This is a genomic window from Mesorhizobium sp. (genome assembly GCF_024509055.1).
In the GTDB taxonomy this organism is placed as follows: Bacteria; Pseudomonadota; Alphaproteobacteria; order Rhizobiales; family Rhizobiaceae; genus Mesorhizobium.
The window spans coordinates 1-15,812 of record NZ_JANINM010000437.1; the positions used below are offsets into that span (position 1 = coordinate 1).

A 15,812-nucleotide genomic window follows, 5' to 3' on the forward strand; every position below is an offset into this window, starting at 1 on the left:
CAACAGTTCGAGCGGCAGCCCGCCGGCCCAGCAGACGTAGCGCAGGTTCTTGACGGCGGCGCTGGCTATAGCGCGCAGCAAGGCGATCGGCAGGCGCGCGAAATGATGGCCGCCGACGCCGAAAGCGTCGCCGTGCCGGACCATCGCCGCCAGTCCCTCAGTGTCGGTGAAGCGCGGCCGGTTCGACTTGACCAAAGAGGCTGAGGCGAGATCTGTCACAGCGCGGATGCCTCGATGCGGTAGCGGGTCACGAACGGTTCGTCTGGCGAGAATTCCCGTGCGGTGGCTACGCCGGATCGCGCGATCGGATTGTCGGCCAAAGCGGTCGCCGGGCCGAGCCCGAAGGGCGAACATATCGGCTCTATGCCGATGGCGACGTGGCGCCCGTTCCAGGGCGACGCCTTGCGGCCGCGATTGGAGTACCAGAGCAGAAGGCTCGGGAAATGCTCCTTCCGCCAGCTGAGCTTCACCCGGTAGCCCTCCGCGTGGTTGGCGAGCGCAGCGGTGCCGTCCAGCCCCTCGATCTGCAGCAACTCCTCGGTGTCGGCCGACAGTGGCAATCGCGAGGCGTCGACTGTGCCGCCAGCGCGCGCGGGCACACTGGTCAGGTCGTTGAAGGATTTGTCCCGTGCGAACAGCTCCGCGCCGGGCTCGACATCGTGCGGGTAAGTGCGGCCTTCAGCGAAGCCGTCAAGTTCCAGCGTCGCGGCGCCTATCCCGACAGGGAGCCGGAACACCGGATGCAGGCCGATAGGCAAGCGGCAGGCGCGGCGGACGAATATCCTGAATTCAATGTCGATGGCCGGCGCCGATGGGTCGGGCGTGATAGTTCGCTCGACACGCTCGACCGGGCTTTCCTCGGGGTAGGCCAATGTCAGCGACAGCGATCCGCCGTCGTCCTCGCGCCAGGTCCAGTCATGGTTGGAGCTGTGGCCATGTGCCTCCTCGTCGGGCGCCGGCGGACCCATGACGCTCGCCCAAGTCTCCGGCCATCCCTCGACCGGCACAGAGTAGCCGAACGGCACGCAAGGCCATTCGCCGCGCAACTTGCGCAGGATGCCCGGCAGCGCTCCCGCCTCGGGCTCGTTCGCCCAGGGCGCGACATGCATCGGCGAGACCTGCCGGCCGTCGGCCAGCAGGAAGGTGACCGGCGCCAGCATCGCGCCGAGCCGCTGCACGGTCAGCGCGCCGTGCGCCCAGCCCAGGCCGCGATAGTCGTCGCCCGTCATGAACCGGCCTTCTTCACGGCGCTCTTCTCGGCGAATTCCTTGACGCGCCGCTGGCCGATCTCGCTGCGGTAGAGGCCACCCAGAATGTTGCGCTCCATGGCGAGGCCTTCACGCAGATCGCCCGATACGGCATGCGCCGTCAGGGCCTTCAGGCCTTCGATCGCAGCGGCAGGTTCGGTGGCGATCATCCCGGCCAGTTCCAGCGCGCGCGGCATCAGCTTTTCGACATCGACGATCTCGTTGACCAGACCGGCGCCGACGAATTCGGAAGCCGGCACGATGGCCCCGGTCATCAACAGCAGATTGGCGCGGTTGCGGCCGAGCCTGGCGACGCTGCGCTGCGTGCCGCCACCGCCCGGGATAAGCCCGAGCTTGATCTCCGGCAGGCCGAGCTTGGCGAACTGGTTGGCGATGACGATGTCGCAGCACAGCACCAGCTCCATGCCGCCGCCCAGGGCAAAGCCATTCACAGCCGCGATCACAGGTTTGCGGTTGTTCTCGATCGCCGCGTACATGCGCATGCCGGCCGCCTGGAACGTGTCGAACTCGGCGGCGGTCTGGGCGGCGTATTCCTTGATATCGGCGCCGGCCATGAAGCCACGCCCCTCGCCTGTCACCACGATGGCACCGACGCCGGCATCGGCGGACAGGGCCTCGAACGCCTCGATGATCTCGCCTTGCATCAACCGGTTCATGGCGTTGAGCTGGTCGGCGCGGCGGAAGGTGACGATCGCGACGCGGCCCTGAACTTCGACTGTGAGTGTCTGATAGGCGGTCATTGTCAAGCCGCGTCCACGGTCATGTCGCCGGAGGCCTCGAGGGCCGCGATCTCATCCTTCGACAGGCCGAACTCGGCCAGGATCTCGCGGCCGTGCTGGCCGACCAGCGGCGCCGGCCGCTCGATGGTCGCGGGCGTCTCGCTCATCTTGACCGCTGGCGCCACCACCCGCACCTTGCCGCCGCGCGGATGTTCGTAGCTGGTGATCATGCCCATATGGGTGACCTGAGGGTCTTCAGCGGCACGGCGAATGTCCTTCACCTCGGCGCACCAGATGTCGGCTGCCAGAAGCCGCGCCAGCAGATCCTGCGTGCCGAATTTCTTCGTCTCGGCGTTGACCTTCTCGAACACCTCGTCGCGCTTGTCGAACAGGGTCTTCAAGTCGTCATAGACGGCAAGCTGCGGCGCCTCCAGCACCTCGTAAAGCGTCTTGAACGGGCTCATGGCGATCGACACGTAGCCACCGTCCTTCGTCTCGTAGATGCCGAACGGCGCCTGCATGCCGGGATGGCCGATGCCGGAGTTCGGCCGCACGAAATCCTCGCCGAGATTGAGCACGGCGACATATTCCTGGTTGAGATGCGCCAAAAGGCCGGCCAGCAGGTTGACCTCGATCTTCTGGCCCTTGCCGGTCTTCTCGCGATAATAGAGCGCCGAAAGAATGCCGTAGACCATGTTCATGGCGCCGATCTGGTCGGCGAGGCCAGCGCCGGCGGGGACCGGAGCCTGGTCGCCGCGACCGGTGTTGGCGATCAGCCCGGCGAGACCCTGGATCAGCATGTCCTGACCCGGACGCTCGACGTAAGGCCCCTCCTCGCCATAACCCGAACCCGAGCAGTAGATGATGCGCGGGTTGACGGCCTTGAAGTCCTCATAGCCATAACCGAGCTTGGCCAGCACGCCGGGACGGAAATTCTGCACCACCACGTCGGCGCTCTTCGCCATCTCCATAATGATGGCGTGCACCTTGCGGCTCTTCAGGTTGAGCGCGATGGACCGCTTGTTGCGGTTCCAGGCGAGGAAGTTCGGGCTTTCCGAGCCGCCCACCCATTTGGCAAAGAAAGTCATGCCGCGGAACATGTCGCCAGCGCCGGCCCGCTCGATCTTGATGACATCGGCGCCCATGTCGCCCAGCAGCTGCGTGGCGAACGGCCCCTGCAGCAGATGGCTGAAATCGAGGATGCGGACGCCTTCGAGGGCCTTGTTCATTTCATGTCTCGTTTCGTGTCTTAGAGCAGTTCGGGAACGTAGCGCGGCGCGGCGGTCAGCCCGCCATCGACGCGCAGATCGGTGCCGGTGGTGAAGCCGGCGGCATCGGAAGCCAGGTAGACGGCGGCCTCCGCCACTTCGGCAGGCTCGCCGATGCGCCCGATCGGATGCATCTTGACCCAGGCCTTGGCGAGATTGCCGCCGATCTCCTTGATCAGCCTGTCGTTCATCGGCGTGTTGATGGTGCCGGGCGAGATCGAGTTGACGCGGATGTCCATCGGGCCGAACTCGACCGCCATCTGGCGCGTCATCGCCATCACCGCGCCCTTGGCGCCGGCATAGGCGGTCCAGCCGTCGAGGCCGATATGGCCCTGCGCCGAGGCCATGTTGATGATCGAGCCGGATTTCTGCGCGATCATGTGCGGCAGCGCGAATTTGCAGCCGCGAAACACGCTGGTCAGGTTGACGGCGATCAGCCGGTGCCATTGCTCGTCGGTCATCTCGTGCACTGGCATGCCGCCGATGGCGATGGCGGCGTTGTTGACCAGGATGTCGAGATGTCCGGTTTTCTTCACCGCGCTGTCGATGAGGCCGGCGATGTCGGCTTCCTGCGAAACGTCGCAATGGACATAGTCCGCAGAGTAGCCGGCGGCGCGCAACGCGGCCGCGAATTCCTCGCCCGCGGCGTCGGCGATATCGCCGAGGAAGACATGCGCACCTTCGCGCGCCATCGCCTCGGCGATGGCGTGGCCGATGCCGTCCGCGGCGCCGGTAATGACGGCGGTTTTTCCTTCAAGACGAGCCATGTCAGCCTCCTATCGCGCGCCGGCGCTTCGCCTCGTCGAAGGCGACGGCGGCAATGATGATCATGCCGGTGATGACCAGCTGCCATTCGGTCGGCAGCCCAAGTCCGCGCAGGCCGTTGGACAGGAACTGCAGGATCAGGACACCGAGCGCCATGCCGGTGAGGCTGCCGATGCCCCCGGCAAGGCTCACGCCGCCGAGCACGGTCGCGGCGACGACCTGGAACTCGAAGTTCAGTCCGGCGGTATGCTGCGCCGAGCCGACGCGCGCCGCCAGGATGATGCCGGCAACCGTCGCCAGCAGCGCGCTGATGATGAAGCAGATGAACTTGACGCGCCGTACGTCGTAGCCGGCCAGTCGCGCCACTTCCTGGTTGCCGCCGACCGCATAGATCTGCCGGCCGAACGGCCGGTGCTGCATCATGTAGCCGAACGCAGCGAGGAGCACGATGGCGATGACGGCCGAATACGGGATGATGTTGAACAGGCGGCCATCCGACAACGCGATGAAGCTGTCGAGGCTGGCATCGTCGGGGATCGCGCGCTGGCCGGTGTAGAGATAGACGCCGCCACGCATGATGAACATCGTACCGAGCGTCACGATCAGAGAGTTGATGCCAGCATAAGCGGTGAGGTAGCCGTTCACGACGCCGATGATCAGGCCGAACAGCAGCGCGACGCCGACGCCGAGCAGCAGCGAGTTGGTGTCGTTCATGACGATGATCAGCGGCAGCGCGATGGTCGCCAGCAGCGAGCCGATCGAAATGTCGACCTCGCCGGAAATGAAGACGATGGCGCAGCCGATGCCGGCAATCAGCGGCAGCGACGCCTGGCCGAGCACGTTGGTCAGATTGCGCACGGAGAAGAAATTCTCGACCGTGAATGAGAAGAACGCCAGCACCAGGATGAGGCAGACGAGCAGTGCCACTTCCTGCCTGGCAAAGAGACGCGCCAGCATGGATGGCTCAGCCTTTGCGGAAGCCGTGCTTGCAAGGCTCATCGCTTGCTCCCTTCGAAGAGCGGATCACGGGAAATGCAGCCGCGAAACGTCATGGCGTGTCACCCGATCGCCGCATTGAGGATCTTCTCCTGCGTGGCCTCGTCACGCGACATGATCGCGGTCAGACGACCTTCGCACATGACCGCGATGCGGTCGGCGAGGCCAAGCAGTTCCGGCATCTCCGATGTCATCATCACGACTGCCAGGCCCTCGCCTGCGAGCCGGTCGATCAGCGCGAAAATCTCCGATTTGGCGCCTACGTCGATGCCGCGTGTCGGCTCGTCGACGACGATGACCTTCAGGCCCCGCATCAGCCAGCGCGAGATCAGCACCTTCTGCTGGTTGCCGCCCGACAGGTTCTTGATCTGCTGGAACAGACTGGGGGTCTTGATGCGGAAGCGGTCGACATAGTCCTGCACCGCCTTGTGTTCCTTCGCCTTGTCGACGAAACCCAGGCGCGCGAAGGCGCCCAGCGAGGCAAGGCTGGCATTCTGGTAGACGGGCAGCTCACCCATCAGGCCTTCGCTCTTGCGATCCTCGGTGAGCAGGCCGATGCCAAGCTTGACGCCGGTGCGCGTGTCGTGCGGCACAAGTCGGCTGCCGTCGACCGTGATCGTGCCGGCGGTGATCGGGTCATAGCCGACGATCGCCTTGGCGAGCTCGGTGCGGCCGGCGCCCATCAGTCCGAAGAAGCCCAAAACTTCCCCGGCGCGCGCTTCGAAGGACACCTCGTGCAGCTTCTTTGCCGTGCTCAGCTTTTCCACGGACAGCGCCACCTTGGTGCCTGCCGCGCCGCGCTGACGAGGGAACAGATTCTCGATTCGCCGGCCGATCATGTCCTGGATCAGCGTGTCGTTGGTGTGCTCGCCGATCGGCTTGGTCGAGATGTGGCGGCCGTCGCGCAGCACGGTCACCGTGTCGGCGATCTCGAACACTTCGTCGAGCTTGTGGCTGACATAGACCACCGCGATGCCGAGGGCGGCCAGACGGCGAATGACGGTGAAGAGAAGTGAGACTTCGTTCGGCGTCAGCGAGGACGTCGGCTCGTCCATCACCACGACGCGGGCCTCGTGGGCGAGCGCGCGGGCGATCTCGACCATCTGCTGCTGGCTGACCGGCAGCGATCCCGTGCGCGCCGCCGGATCGACGTTGAAGCCGATGCGGTTGAACAGCGCCGCCGACTCGGCGCGGATCTTCTTCCAGTCGATCGAGCCGGCGCGGCCCGTCGGATAGCCTTCGAGGAAGATATTCTCTGCGACGGTGAATTCAGAAATCAGCGCGATCTCCTGGAACACGACCTTGATGCCCTGCTTCAGGCTGTCGCGCGGCGACTTGATATCGACCTCGCCTCCGCGCATGCGGATGGTGCCGGCATCCTTGCCGTAGACGCCCGCCATGATCTTGATCAGCGTCGACTTGCCGGCGCCGTTCTCGCCCATCAGCGCGTGGATCTTGCCGGGCTCCAGGGTGAGGTCGACATTGTCGAGCGCCACCACGCCCGGGAAGCGCTTGCCGATGCCGCGCATTTCCAGCGCCGGCACGTTGGTGTCGATGGCCGCGCCTTCGCCGGGATGAAGGAAATCAACGGACATTGGCTTTGTTCCGGATAATGTCGAGATAGGTCGCCAGGATGATGACGATGCCCGGCACCACCATCTGCAGGTCCTGGTTCCAGCCGAGGATGATGATGCCGTTGTCGATCACCTTCAGCACCAGCACGCCGAGCAATGTGCCGAACAGCGAGCCGCGGCCGCCGAGCAGGCTGGTGCCTCCGAGGATGACGGCGGCGATGACCGTCAGCTCGAAGCCGCGGCCGGCGGTCGGCTGGCCGGCATTCATCAGCGACGACAGGATCATGCCGGCAACACCGACGCAGAGGCCGGTGACGACGAAGGCAAACAGCTTCAGGCGCTCCGAGCGCAGGCCGGAGAGGCGCACCGCCTTCTCGTTGGCGCCGACCGCGTAGAGGTAGCGGCCGAGCGTCGTGAAGCGCAGCGTCACATAGGCGACCACGAAGATCAGCGCCGCCAGGATGACGGGAACCGGCACCGCGCCGACATAGCCGGCGCCGAGATCGGTGAAGCTCGCCAGCTGATTGTGGTTCTGCACCGCCTCGCGCGTGAACAGATAGACGCCGCCCTGCAACATCATCATCGTGCCGATGGTGGCGATCAGCGAGTTGACCCGGAGCCTGGTGACGACCAGGCCGTTGAACAGGCCGACGCCGCCCGAAAAGGCGAGCGCCGCCAGCATGCCAAGCGCAAGACTGTGGGTGGAATTGAGCACCGCCATGCCGATACAGCCGACGAAGGCGAGCGACGCGCCGACCGACAGATCGACCTCGGCGGTGATGATGAGCATGGTCATGCCCGAGGCGACGATCAGCACCAGCGAGCATTGACGCAGGATGGCGATGATGTTGGCCTCCGAGTAGAACTGCGGCGCCGCGATGGAGATGGCAATGCACAGCGCCGCCAGAATGACGCCCAGCACGAGCTGGCTGCCGCCCAGGAGCTGGCCTCCGATGGAACGCCCCCGCGCGGAGGCGTGTGTAAGTTCGCTCATCTCAGTCCATTCCCGTCGCTCAGGATCAGGCCCCGTGCCTTGGTCGCCAACAGCGCCCGACCGGCGACCCTTCCCGCCTCACGGGAAGGGCCGTGTCGACCAGCCTATTTCTTCAGGTCGGCCGAGGTCTTCATGCACTTTGCCGGCGGCTGCAGCGCATTGACGGCGTCCCATTTGATGGTGCGGGTGGTGCCGTCGTAGTCATAATACTTCTTCCAGTCGTCGCCGGTCATCGGCGCCGTCGGGCTGACGATGTGCTCTGGCACCTGCTCGTTGTTGAAGAGCTTGACCGCCGCATCGATGGCGGTGAAGCCCTCCTTCTCCGGGAACATCGCGGCCTCGATGCGATAGGACGGCTCGTGCTGCATGGCGTTGATGAAGGCGAGGCCCTCGCCGCCGGTGCCGACTGTCAACAGGCCATCCTGCGACTTGCCGGCCGCCTTCCAGGCCTGCAGGCCACCGAGCGAGGACGAGTCGTTGATGCCGTAGATGATGTTGATGTCGGCATTCTTGGCCAGCGCCGCCGAGGAGACTTCGAGCGCGCGGTCCGGATTGCCGCCGCCATCGAGGTCATGGACCATGACGGCATCGGGGATGATGGTCTTCAGACCGTCCATGAAACCGTGCGAACGCAGCACCGTGGCGGAGAGCAGCGGCAGGCCGACATTCATGACCTTGGCGACGCCGCCAAGCTTTTCCTTGGCGTATTTGCCGGCTTCCACTCCGGACATGTAGCCGGTGTCATAGTCGCAGATGGCGACCATGGTGGTCATGCCCTTGACGGGATTGCCTTCCAGCACCACGGGGATGTTGTTGGATTTCGCCTTGCGCAGGAGCGGCACCACGCCTTCCTCGTTCACGGGCGTGATGATCAGCACGTCGACGCCCTTGGCCATGAAGTCTTCCGCGGCCGACACCTGCTTGGCGATGTCGAGATTGGCGTCCTGCACCTCGAGCTCGATCCCGAGGTCCTTGGCGTGCGCCTTCATGCCCTTGATGACGTTCTGGTACCATTCATGGGTGGCGTAGTTGGTGACGTAGCCGATGCGCTTGGGCATGTTCTCGGCATGCGCGGCGGCCGCGCCCAGGGCCAGCACGGCCGCGGATGCGAACAGGATTGACTTCGACCAGTTCATTTTCTTCTCCCAGTGTAATCGCTTTTTGTTCAGTCGCTGAACGGGTAGTCCCGCCGTTCCGGGTCGGCACGTAACGAAGTGGGTTCGCCCCAGCCGAGCGCTGCCGAAATTTTCTCGGCAGCGGCGCGGGTGCGTTCGAAGACGGTCTCGCGGTCGAAGCGCGCCGCCTTCTGCGGCAGCAGAGGTACCGTCAGCGCGGCAATGACCGCGCCCGTGTGGTCGCGCACCGGCATGGAAATGTTGGTGCAGGCCTCGACGGCCAGTGAAGCGCGCATCTCGTAGCCGAGCTGGGCCACCTCATTCAGCCGTGCCTCGATTTCGGCGCGCGTGCCCTGGCCTTCGCCGGCGGCCACGATGCGCTCGACAATGCGCTCACGCTCGGCCTGGTTGGAGTGGGCAAGCAGCACTGCGCCCGAACTGGTTTCGAGGATCGGGAAATGCGAGCCCAGCGCAACCGAGTAGCGCATCGGCAACGGTGAATCGATCTGCAGCACCACCAGCGCGTTCTGGCCTTCGCGCACCACCAGATGACAGCTTTGATCGGCGTTGGCCGTCAATTCGCGCATCACCGGCAACGCGCATTCGACGAGCCGGTTTACCGGCGGATGCATATGCGCAAGCTCGAACAGCTTCAGCGACAGGCGGAAACGATCCGATTGGGTGCGGAAGATGTAGCCACGTTTTTCCAGCAAGAGCAGGATGCGATAGATCTCGTGAATGGAGCGGCCGAGGCCGGTCGCGATCTCCGTCTGCGTCAGCGCTTCGGCGCTTGCAGCCATGAACTCCAGGACGTCGAGCGCCTTCTCCACAGCCGGCACGCGATATCCGCGGCCGCCTTCGCCTTCGTCGAGCGTTTCGGCAACACTGGCGGCCATCACGCGACGCTCCGCACTGGTTGCCTGGTTTCGCGGTAGAGGCGGTTGACGTGATCGGCGAGTTCGGCGGCCGTGATGTCGCCGGCGATTGCTGCGGCTGCGCGTGGCGCGCATTCGCGGAAGAAGGCAATGAAGCCCGGATGCGTCGGACGCAGATAGGACGCGCTGATGGTGCGCAGCGTCGAGGAGAAGAACTCGCCGGAGAAATCGTTGACGCGTGAGTCCTTCCAGGCGGCGAGCGATCCCGGCTGCCCACCCGACTTCACATAGTCGCCGCGCTGATAGTCGGGCGAGCACAGGAACAGCGCGTAGTCGATCGCCTCCTGCTTGTGCTTCGACTGGGCGCTGACGCCGATGCCGGCGCCGCCGAGCAGAGCGCCGGCCGAACGCGCGGTCGGCACGTCGGCAAAGCGCAGATAAGGCCGGTCGGTTTTCGAGGCGTAGTTCACGTAGCCGAAGGCAAACGGCACATAGACCACGTCGTCATGCGCGATCATGTGGTCGTAGCAGCGGATCGGATTCCATTTCGACGAATTGGGATGCGATAGCGCCGCCAGTTCGCGCAGTTGAGCGACAGCGTGCTTCATTTTCTCGTTTGCAATGAATTGCTCGCCATCTTCCTGCGGATCGCCGAGCGTCAAAAGCAGGCACATGGCGTCCGTCGGCACGAAAGGCAGGCCGAGCCATTTCCCTTCCTTGCGCGCCAGCCGTCCGAGCTCTGCAACCTCTTCATGCGTGCGGGGCACCGGCCCGTAGCGTTCCAGAAGATCCGGGCGATACGAGGCGACGTGGCAAGCCGCATCGATCGGCAGCGCCCATTGGCGCCCGTTCTTCGCATAAGAACGCCAGGACGGGCCGACCGAATCCTGTTCGAAGAAGTGAATCTGCTCGGCCGACAGGTAGGCGTCGAACGGCACCATCAGCCTGTCCTGCGCGATGTCGCCGATGAAGGGGTGGTCGAACACGACCAGATCATATGCGGAGAGCACAGGGCCGAGCGCACCCTCGCCGAATTCATAAAGGCTGCGACGGTCCCATTCGATTTCGAGGCTGGGATTGGCCGCGCAATACGGCGCGACGCTGGTATCCAGCGGACCCCAGCAACGTCGATGGTCCCACGCAAGACCGCGCAGCCTAGTCATATCCGGCAATTCCTCCCTGAGGCCGAGCATGCGCCCGACCCGCCAATCAGTAGCAGGTATTTTTACCTGAGCAAATTGTTTTTACATACGCAAAACGAGATCTCTCCCGGCTGCGGCCTCAAGCCAGCCCAAACCGCTCGACGGCCCGCATGATGCCGCGCAACTCGGCGAGGCCCTTCAGCCGGCCGATCAGCGAGTAGCCGGGATTGATCTTCTTCTTGCCGATGTCGTCCGCGAGCAGATGGCCATGGTCCGGCCGCATCGGAATGCGCCAGTCGGCGCGACCCTCCTTGCGACGGCGCGCCTCCTCCTGCATGAGCGCGAGGATGACATGCGCCATGTCGGTGCCGCCCTCGAGATGCTCGGCCTCGTAGAAGGAGCCGTCATCCTCGATGGTGATGTTGCGCAGATGGACAAAATGAATGCGGTCGGCGAATTCCTTGACCATGGCGACGATATCGTTGTCGGCCCGCGTGCCGTAGGAGCCGGTGCAGAAGGTCAACCCGTTGGCCGGACTGTCGACGGTCTTAAGGATGAAGCGCGCGTCCTCGGCGGTCGAAACGATGCGTGGCAAGCCGTAGAGCGAGAAGGGCGGATCGTCGGGATGGATGCACATGCGCACCCCCTCCTCTTCGGCCGCCGGAATGATCTCGCGCAGGAACCAGGCGAGGTTTTCGCGCAATTCCTTCGGCCCGATTGAGTCGTATTCGGCCAGGGCCTCGCGGAAACTGTCGCGGTTGTAGCTGCGTTCGGTGGCCGGCAGGCCGGCGATGAGGTTGCGCTCGATCTGGTCGATCTGCTCCGCGGTCAGCGCCTTCAGTCGCCTCTCGGCCTCGGCGATCCGCGCCGGCGTATAGCTTGCCGCGCCATTCTTGCGCCGCAGCACGAAGAGATCATAGGCGGCGAAGTCGATGGCGTCGAAGCGCAGCGCGTAGCCGGTCGTGGGCAGGCGATACATGAGGTCGGTGCGGGTCCAATCCACCACCGGCATGAAATTGTAGCAGATGGTCTGGATGCCGGCCTTGGCTAGAGCCCTGATGCTGTCGCGATAGTAGCCGGCATAGCGCTCGCGTTCCGGCGCGCCGATCTTGAACGAGTTGTGGACCGGAATGCTCTCGACGACCGACCATGTCAGGCCGGCGGCTTCGATGACCCGCTTGCGCTCGAGCACGTCCGCCTCGGGCCACGCCCTGCCGTCATAGATGTTGTGAAGCGCCGAAACCACCCCGGTGGCTCCAGCCTGCTTGACATGCTCAAGGGTCACCGGGTCATCCGGACCATACCAGCGCCAACACTGTTCCATGAAGCCTCCTCCAGGTTAGGAGGCAACCATATTGTTGGACCACAATGCTGTCAATCAGCTAAAATCGCCTCGATAATCGGTTGATTGAGCTTTATTGTCGGACCACAGGTTGATTTGCAAGGCGGTTGGCTCTAGGATTGGCCCAACAAATAGCGAGGGAGGCAGCCGTTGGAGCAAGAAGCGGCGGAAGATGCCGAGGTCAGCAGTTCGGCGGTCGATCAGGCCGTCCGGCAGATCCTCGACCTCATTCGAAACCGAGCCATGTCGGTGGGCGACGTGCTGCCCACCGAACGGGAGCTGTGCGAATTGTTCGGCGCCAGCCGCAACACGATACGCGAGGCCCTGCGCACCATCCGTACCTACGGCCTGATCGATCCCAAGCCGCGCGTCGGCGCGGTGCTGGCCGACCGCCAGGGCGTTGCAATCCAGAACTTCTTCGCCGCGCAGATGGATATTTCGCGGACCTCCTTTCATGACATCCAGGGGTTCCGCCGGATCATCGAGGTGAGCGTCGGCGACCACATCATCCTCAACGCCAGCGCCGCCGAGCTGGACGCCCTGGACGCGATCAACGGCCTGATCGAAACCAGCAAGGATGTCCAGGAAGCGGCGCAGCGCGATTTCGATTTCCACCTCGCGCTGATGAAGCTCGCCGGCAATCGCATGCTGGTGCAGACTTACCAGTTCCTGTCGCCCGTCATCCTGCACATCATGACCGTCGGCAAGTCCATCCGGCCGGTGCTCAGCGAGACGCGCCAAGCGCATGGCGAGATCATCGCGGCGCTGCGCGCGCGCGACCGCATCGCCTATTGCTACCTGATGAGCAGGCATCTCGATTTCGGCCTGCGCTTCGTCCCCGACGACCTCGAAAACGCCCGAACCGCGACGGCCACCTCGCCGCGACCGGACCACGCATCTTCCAAGGATACGCATCATGTCTGATTTTGAGAACAAGGTTGCGCTGGTGACCGGCACGACCGGCATCGCGCTTGCCACCGCGAAACGCCTGGCGCAGAGCGGCGCCGCGATCGTCGCCTGCGGCATCGATCGGGCCGCCAACGCGGCCATGCAGGAAAGCCTAGACAAAGCCGGCGCGAATGCGCTGGTGCAGACGGTGGATGTCTCGGTTTCCGACCAGGTCCGCGACGCGGTCGCGGCCGGCGTCAAGCGGTTCGGCGGCATCGACATCATCGTCAATTCCGCTGCCGTCCATCCCTATGGGACGGCGACGACGACCGACTGGGAAACCTGGAACCGGGCGATGACGGTCAATGTCGGCTCGATCTATCTGACAGCGCATTTCGGCATCCCGGAAATGATCAAGCGCGGCGGCGGCGCCGTCGTCAACGTCGCCTCGGTGCAAGGTTTCGCCTGCCAGCACAATGTCGCCGCCTATGCCACGACCAAGGGCGCCATCCACACGCTGACGCGATCGCTGGCGCTCGACTACGCGGCTTCGGGCATCCGCGTGAACTCGGTCAGCCCGGGCTCGATCCGCACGCCGATACTGGAGAAGGCCGCACGCGGCGAGAACGGCAGCGATGCCGATGTCGAGGAAGCCTACCGGCGCTTCGGCGCGGCCCATCCGCTCGGCCGTATCGGCGAACCCGAAGAGGTGGCGGAACTGATCGCGTTCCTCTGCTCCTCGAAAGCCGCTTTCTGCACCGGCGCGGACTACAAGATCGATGGCGGCCTGACCGCCGGCCTCGGTGTGAAGTGATGCCATGAAGATCGGTCTTGGCCTTTACCGGGAGTCGCTGACGCCCGACAATTTCCGCTTCGCCCGCCAGGCAGGCGCCACGCACATCGTTGCGCACCTGACCAACTATTTTCGCGGCCGCGACCCGTCGCTGTCGGCCGGCAGCGAGACAGAAGGCTGGGGTGATTGCTCCACGGACGAGCTGTGGGACTATGAGGATTTCGCCGGCCTGGTGAAGACCGTGCGCGACAACGGCCTGGAAATCGCCGCGATCGAGAATTTCTCACCGCGCTTCTGGTCGGACGTGCTGCTCGGCGGCCCCGACAGGGCCAGGCAAATCGAAGGGCTGAAGCGGCTTGTCCGCGACGCCGGACGCGCCGGCATTCCCTGCATCGGCTACAACTTCTCGATCGCCGGCGTCTGGGGCTGGTCGCGCGGGCCGTTCGCGCGCGGCGATGCGATGTCGGTGGGGCTCGACCTCGCCGCCATCGACCCCGATCTGCCGCTGCCAGACGGCGTCGTCTGGAACATGCGCTACCGTGCGGGCCGGCCGAATGCCGAGCCCGTGCAAGTCAGCAGCGACGAGCTTTGGCAGCGTCTGGATGTCTTCCTGCGCGAGATCATACCTGTCGCCGAAGAAGCCGGCGTCGTGATGGCGGCGCATCCCGACGATCCGCCCGCCGAAGCGCTGCGGGGCGCCGCGCGGCTCGTCAACCGTCCGCAGAAATACGACCGGTTGATGGACATCGTCGATTCCCCGTCCAACGGGCTGGAGCTCTGCCTCGGCTCGCTGCAGGAGATGCCGGGCGCGGACGATATCTACGGGCATGTCCGGCGCTTCGCCCGGCGCAAGCGCATCGGCTATATCCATTTCCGCAACGTGCGCGGCAAGGTGCCGACCTATCACGAAACCTTCGTCGACGATGGCGACATCGATATGGCTGAAATCGTCCGCATACTGCGCGACGAAAACTATGACGGCGTGATGATCCCCGACCACACGCCGGAAATGTCCTGCGACGCGCCCTGGCACGCCGGCAAGGCCTTTGCCCTTGGCTACATGCGCGCCCTGGTCCAGAACGCCGCGGCGCTGGGGCCTTCCCGCACCGCGCAAGCCCCCAACATCCGGAAGCAAGCCTCATGACAAAATCGACGCGCCTCTATGCCGACGACGCTGGAATGTACCGCCTGTTTGAGGAAGAGCTCTTCGTCGCGGTGGTCGGCGACGTGATGGACACGATCGGCCTGCAGCATCAATTCCTGCCGCCGGTGTTCAAGCCGGTCGACGAGACGACGCGGCTGCTCGGCCGTGCCATGCCGGTGCTCGAATCCGACATCTTCCTGTCCGCCGGGCCGACACGGAACCCGCTGATGACCAAGCCGTTCGGGCTGATGTTCGAGGCGCTGGACGATCTCAGGCCCGGCGAGATCTATGTCGCCAGCGGCGCCTCGCCCCGCTACGCGCTGTGGGGCGAGTTGATGTCGACCCGCGCCAAGATCCTCGGCGCGCATGGCGCGCTGGTCAACGGATTCGCCCGCGATACGGACGGCATCAAGGCGCTCGGATTCCCCTGCTTCTGCACCGGCTATTACGCGCAGGACCAGGGCGTGCGCGGCAAGGTCATCGACTATCGCTGCGCGCTCGAGATCGGCGGCGTGCGCATCGAGCCGGGAACGCTGCTGTTCGGCGACAAGGAAGGCGTCCTCGTCATCCCGCGCGAGGCGGAAGAAGAGGTGGTGCGGCTGGCGCTCGAAAAAGTCCGCGGCGAGAAGCTTGTCGCCAAGGCGATCCGCGAGGGCATGAGTGCGGTCGAAGCCTACAGGACCTTCGGCATCATGTGACAGAGCATTGGTGCGATGCGCCCGCGTCCACCAGCGAGTTCATGGCGCGGCTGCCTCAGGCGACATGAGGCCGGCAGCCTAGATCAGGATGACGTTTCGTTGAATCGACACCCTGATCTATCTCCTTGTCAAAGCATGATCTTTTCCGAAAACCGGTTCCCACTTTTCGGGATCATGCCCTAGGCTGAATCGACATTCACCGCATCCATAGCATTGCGCAAGCGATCTGGA

At 64.5% G+C, this 15,812-nt stretch carries 15 protein-coding genes and 1 pseudogene; 4 read left to right on the forward strand and 12 right to left on the reverse strand.

Translation table 11 applies throughout. The features are described 5' to 3' along the window. From Q0L57_RS24260 to uxuA, 12 genes and pseudogenes are all read right to left on the reverse strand, one after another. Positions 1-219, reverse strand: a pseudogene (locus Q0L57_RS24260) (CoA-transferase); the annotation flags it as partial. Continuing rightward, positions 216-1,229 carry a hypothetical protein gene (locus tag Q0L57_RS24265; protein ID WP_296745599.1) on the reverse strand — a complete coding sequence of 338 codons (1,014 nt, stop codon included), beginning with the start codon at positions 1,227-1,229 and terminating at the stop codon, positions 216-218. The gene Q0L57_RS24265 and the pseudogene Q0L57_RS24260, both read right to left, overlap by 4 nt. Then, positions 1,226-2,008 carry an enoyl-CoA hydratase/isomerase family protein gene (locus Q0L57_RS24270; protein ID WP_296745600.1) on the reverse strand — a complete coding sequence of 261 codons (783 nt, stop codon included), beginning with the start codon at positions 2,006-2,008 and terminating at the stop codon, positions 1,226-1,228. Before Q0L57_RS24270 ends, Q0L57_RS24265 begins: the two co-directional genes overlap by 4 nt. 2 nt (positions 2,009-2,010) lie before the next feature. After that, positions 2,011-3,216 (reverse strand): CaiB/BaiF CoA-transferase family protein, encoded by a 1,206-nt coding sequence (locus Q0L57_RS24275; protein WP_296745601.1) that lies wholly within the window; start codon positions 3,214-3,216, stop codon positions 2,011-2,013. Positions 3,217-3,236: 20 nt separating this feature from the next. Beyond that, a complete protein-coding gene (locus tag Q0L57_RS24280; protein ID WP_296745602.1) occupies positions 3,237-4,022 on the reverse strand; it encodes an SDR family NAD(P)-dependent oxidoreductase in 786 nt (261 codons plus the stop codon). 1 nt (position 4,023) lies between these two features. After that, complete coding sequence (locus tag Q0L57_RS24285) at positions 4,024-5,019, reverse strand: ABC transporter permease (protein WP_296745603.1); 996 nt, start codon at positions 5,017-5,019, stop codon at positions 4,024-4,026. 59 nt (positions 5,020-5,078) lie between these two features. Next, positions 5,079-6,611 carry a sugar ABC transporter ATP-binding protein gene (locus tag Q0L57_RS24290; RefSeq protein WP_296745604.1) on the reverse strand — a complete coding sequence of 511 codons (1,533 nt, stop codon included), beginning with the start codon at positions 6,609-6,611 and terminating at the stop codon, positions 5,079-5,081. After that, entirely contained in the window at positions 6,601-7,584 is a 984-nt protein-coding gene (locus Q0L57_RS24295) for an ABC transporter permease (protein ID WP_296745605.1), read from the reverse strand. Before Q0L57_RS24295 ends, Q0L57_RS24290 begins: the two co-directional genes overlap by 11 nt. 104 nt (positions 7,585-7,688) lie before the next feature. Continuing rightward, on the reverse strand, positions 7,689-8,720 hold the full coding sequence (locus tag Q0L57_RS24300; protein ID WP_296745606.1) for a sugar ABC transporter substrate-binding protein: 1,032 nt from the start codon (positions 8,718-8,720) through the stop codon (positions 7,689-7,691). A gap of 29 nt (positions 8,721-8,749) precedes the next feature. Next, positions 8,750-9,595, reverse strand: coding sequence for an IclR family transcriptional regulator (locus tag Q0L57_RS24305; RefSeq protein WP_296745607.1), 846 nt, complete (start codon positions 9,593-9,595; stop codon positions 8,750-8,752). Then, the gene (locus tag Q0L57_RS24310; protein WP_296745608.1) at positions 9,595-10,737 is read right to left on the reverse strand and encodes an extracellular solute-binding protein; all 1,143 of its coding nucleotides are present in this window, start codon (positions 10,735-10,737) and stop codon (positions 9,595-9,597) included. Before Q0L57_RS24310 ends, Q0L57_RS24305 begins: the two co-directional genes overlap by 1 nt. A gap of 118 nt (positions 10,738-10,855) precedes the next feature. Continuing rightward, on the reverse strand, positions 10,856-12,040 hold the full coding sequence (gene uxuA, locus Q0L57_RS24315; RefSeq protein ID WP_296745609.1) for a mannonate dehydratase: 1,185 nt from the start codon (positions 12,038-12,040) through the stop codon (positions 10,856-10,858). Positions 12,041-12,208: 168 nt separating this feature from the next. On the opposite strand from uxuA, the gene Q0L57_RS24320 reads away from it, so the two are divergent. The 4 genes from Q0L57_RS24320 to Q0L57_RS24335 are packed head-to-tail and all read left to right on the forward strand — an operon-like array spanning position 12,209 to position 15,581. After that, positions 12,209-12,982 carry a FadR/GntR family transcriptional regulator gene (locus Q0L57_RS24320; RefSeq protein ID WP_296745610.1) on the forward strand — a complete coding sequence of 258 codons (774 nt, stop codon included), beginning with the start codon at positions 12,209-12,211 and terminating at the stop codon, positions 12,980-12,982. Further along, positions 12,975-13,760 (forward strand): SDR family oxidoreductase, encoded by a 786-nt coding sequence (locus Q0L57_RS24325; RefSeq protein WP_296745611.1) that lies wholly within the window; start codon positions 12,975-12,977, stop codon positions 13,758-13,760. The genes Q0L57_RS24320 and Q0L57_RS24325 overlap by 8 nt, the downstream gene beginning before the upstream one ends. Before the next feature lie 4 nt (positions 13,761-13,764). Beyond that, entirely contained in the window at positions 13,765-14,883 is a 1,119-nt protein-coding gene (locus tag Q0L57_RS24330; RefSeq protein ID WP_296745612.1) for a mannonate dehydratase, read from the forward strand. Beyond that, entirely contained in the window at positions 14,880-15,581 is a 702-nt protein-coding gene (locus tag Q0L57_RS24335) for an RraA family protein (RefSeq protein WP_296745613.1), read from the forward strand. The genes Q0L57_RS24330 and Q0L57_RS24335 overlap by 4 nt, the downstream gene beginning before the upstream one ends. The last annotated feature ends 231 nt before the right edge of the window (positions 15,582-15,812 follow it).

What these genes read in the sequence shown, in the direction of transcription:
- Q0L57_RS24265 (WP_296745599.1), bottom strand. Translation starts at nt 1,229, where the DNA reads ATGACGGGCGACGACTATCGCGGCCTGGGCTGGGCGCACGGCGCGCTG.
- Q0L57_RS24270 (WP_296745600.1), bottom strand. Translation starts at nt 2,008, where the DNA reads ATGACCGCCTATCAGACACTCACAGTCGAAGTTCAGGGCCGCGTCGCG.
- Q0L57_RS24275 (WP_296745601.1), bottom strand. Translation starts at nt 3,216, where the DNA reads ATGAACAAGGCCCTCGAAGGCGTCCGCATCCTCGATTTCAGCCATCTG.
- Q0L57_RS24280 (WP_296745602.1), bottom strand. Translation starts at nt 4,022, where the DNA reads ATGGCTCGTCTTGAAGGAAAAACCGCCGTCATTACCGGCGCCGCGGAC.
- Q0L57_RS24285 (WP_296745603.1), bottom strand. Translation starts at nt 5,019, where the DNA reads ATGAGCCTTGCAAGCACGGCTTCCGCAAAGGCTGAGCCATCCATGCTG.
- Q0L57_RS24290 (WP_296745604.1), bottom strand. Translation starts at nt 6,611, where the DNA reads ATGTCCGTTGATTTCCTTCATCCCGGCGAAGGCGCGGCCATCGACACC.
- Q0L57_RS24295 (WP_296745605.1), bottom strand. Translation starts at nt 7,584, where the DNA reads ATGAGCGAACTTACACACGCCTCCGCGCGGGGGCGTTCCATCGGAGGC.
- Q0L57_RS24300 (WP_296745606.1), bottom strand. Translation starts at nt 8,720, where the DNA reads ATGAACTGGTCGAAGTCAATCCTGTTCGCATCCGCGGCCGTGCTGGCC.
- Q0L57_RS24305 (WP_296745607.1), bottom strand. Translation starts at nt 9,595, where the DNA reads ATGGCCGCCAGTGTTGCCGAAACGCTCGACGAAGGCGAAGGCGGCCGC.
- Q0L57_RS24310 (WP_296745608.1), bottom strand. Translation starts at nt 10,737, where the DNA reads ATGACTAGGCTGCGCGGTCTTGCGTGGGACCATCGACGTTGCTGGGGT.
- uxuA (WP_296745609.1), bottom strand. Translation starts at nt 12,040, where the DNA reads ATGGAACAGTGTTGGCGCTGGTATGGTCCGGATGACCCGGTGACCCTT.
- Q0L57_RS24325 (WP_296745611.1), top strand. Translation starts at nt 12,975, where the DNA reads ATGTCTGATTTTGAGAACAAGGTTGCGCTGGTGACCGGCACGACCGGC.
- Q0L57_RS24330 (WP_296745612.1), top strand. Translation starts at nt 13,765, where the DNA reads ATGAAGATCGGTCTTGGCCTTTACCGGGAGTCGCTGACGCCCGACAAT.
- Q0L57_RS24335 (WP_296745613.1), top strand. Translation starts at nt 14,880, where the DNA reads ATGACAAAATCGACGCGCCTCTATGCCGACGACGCTGGAATGTACCGC.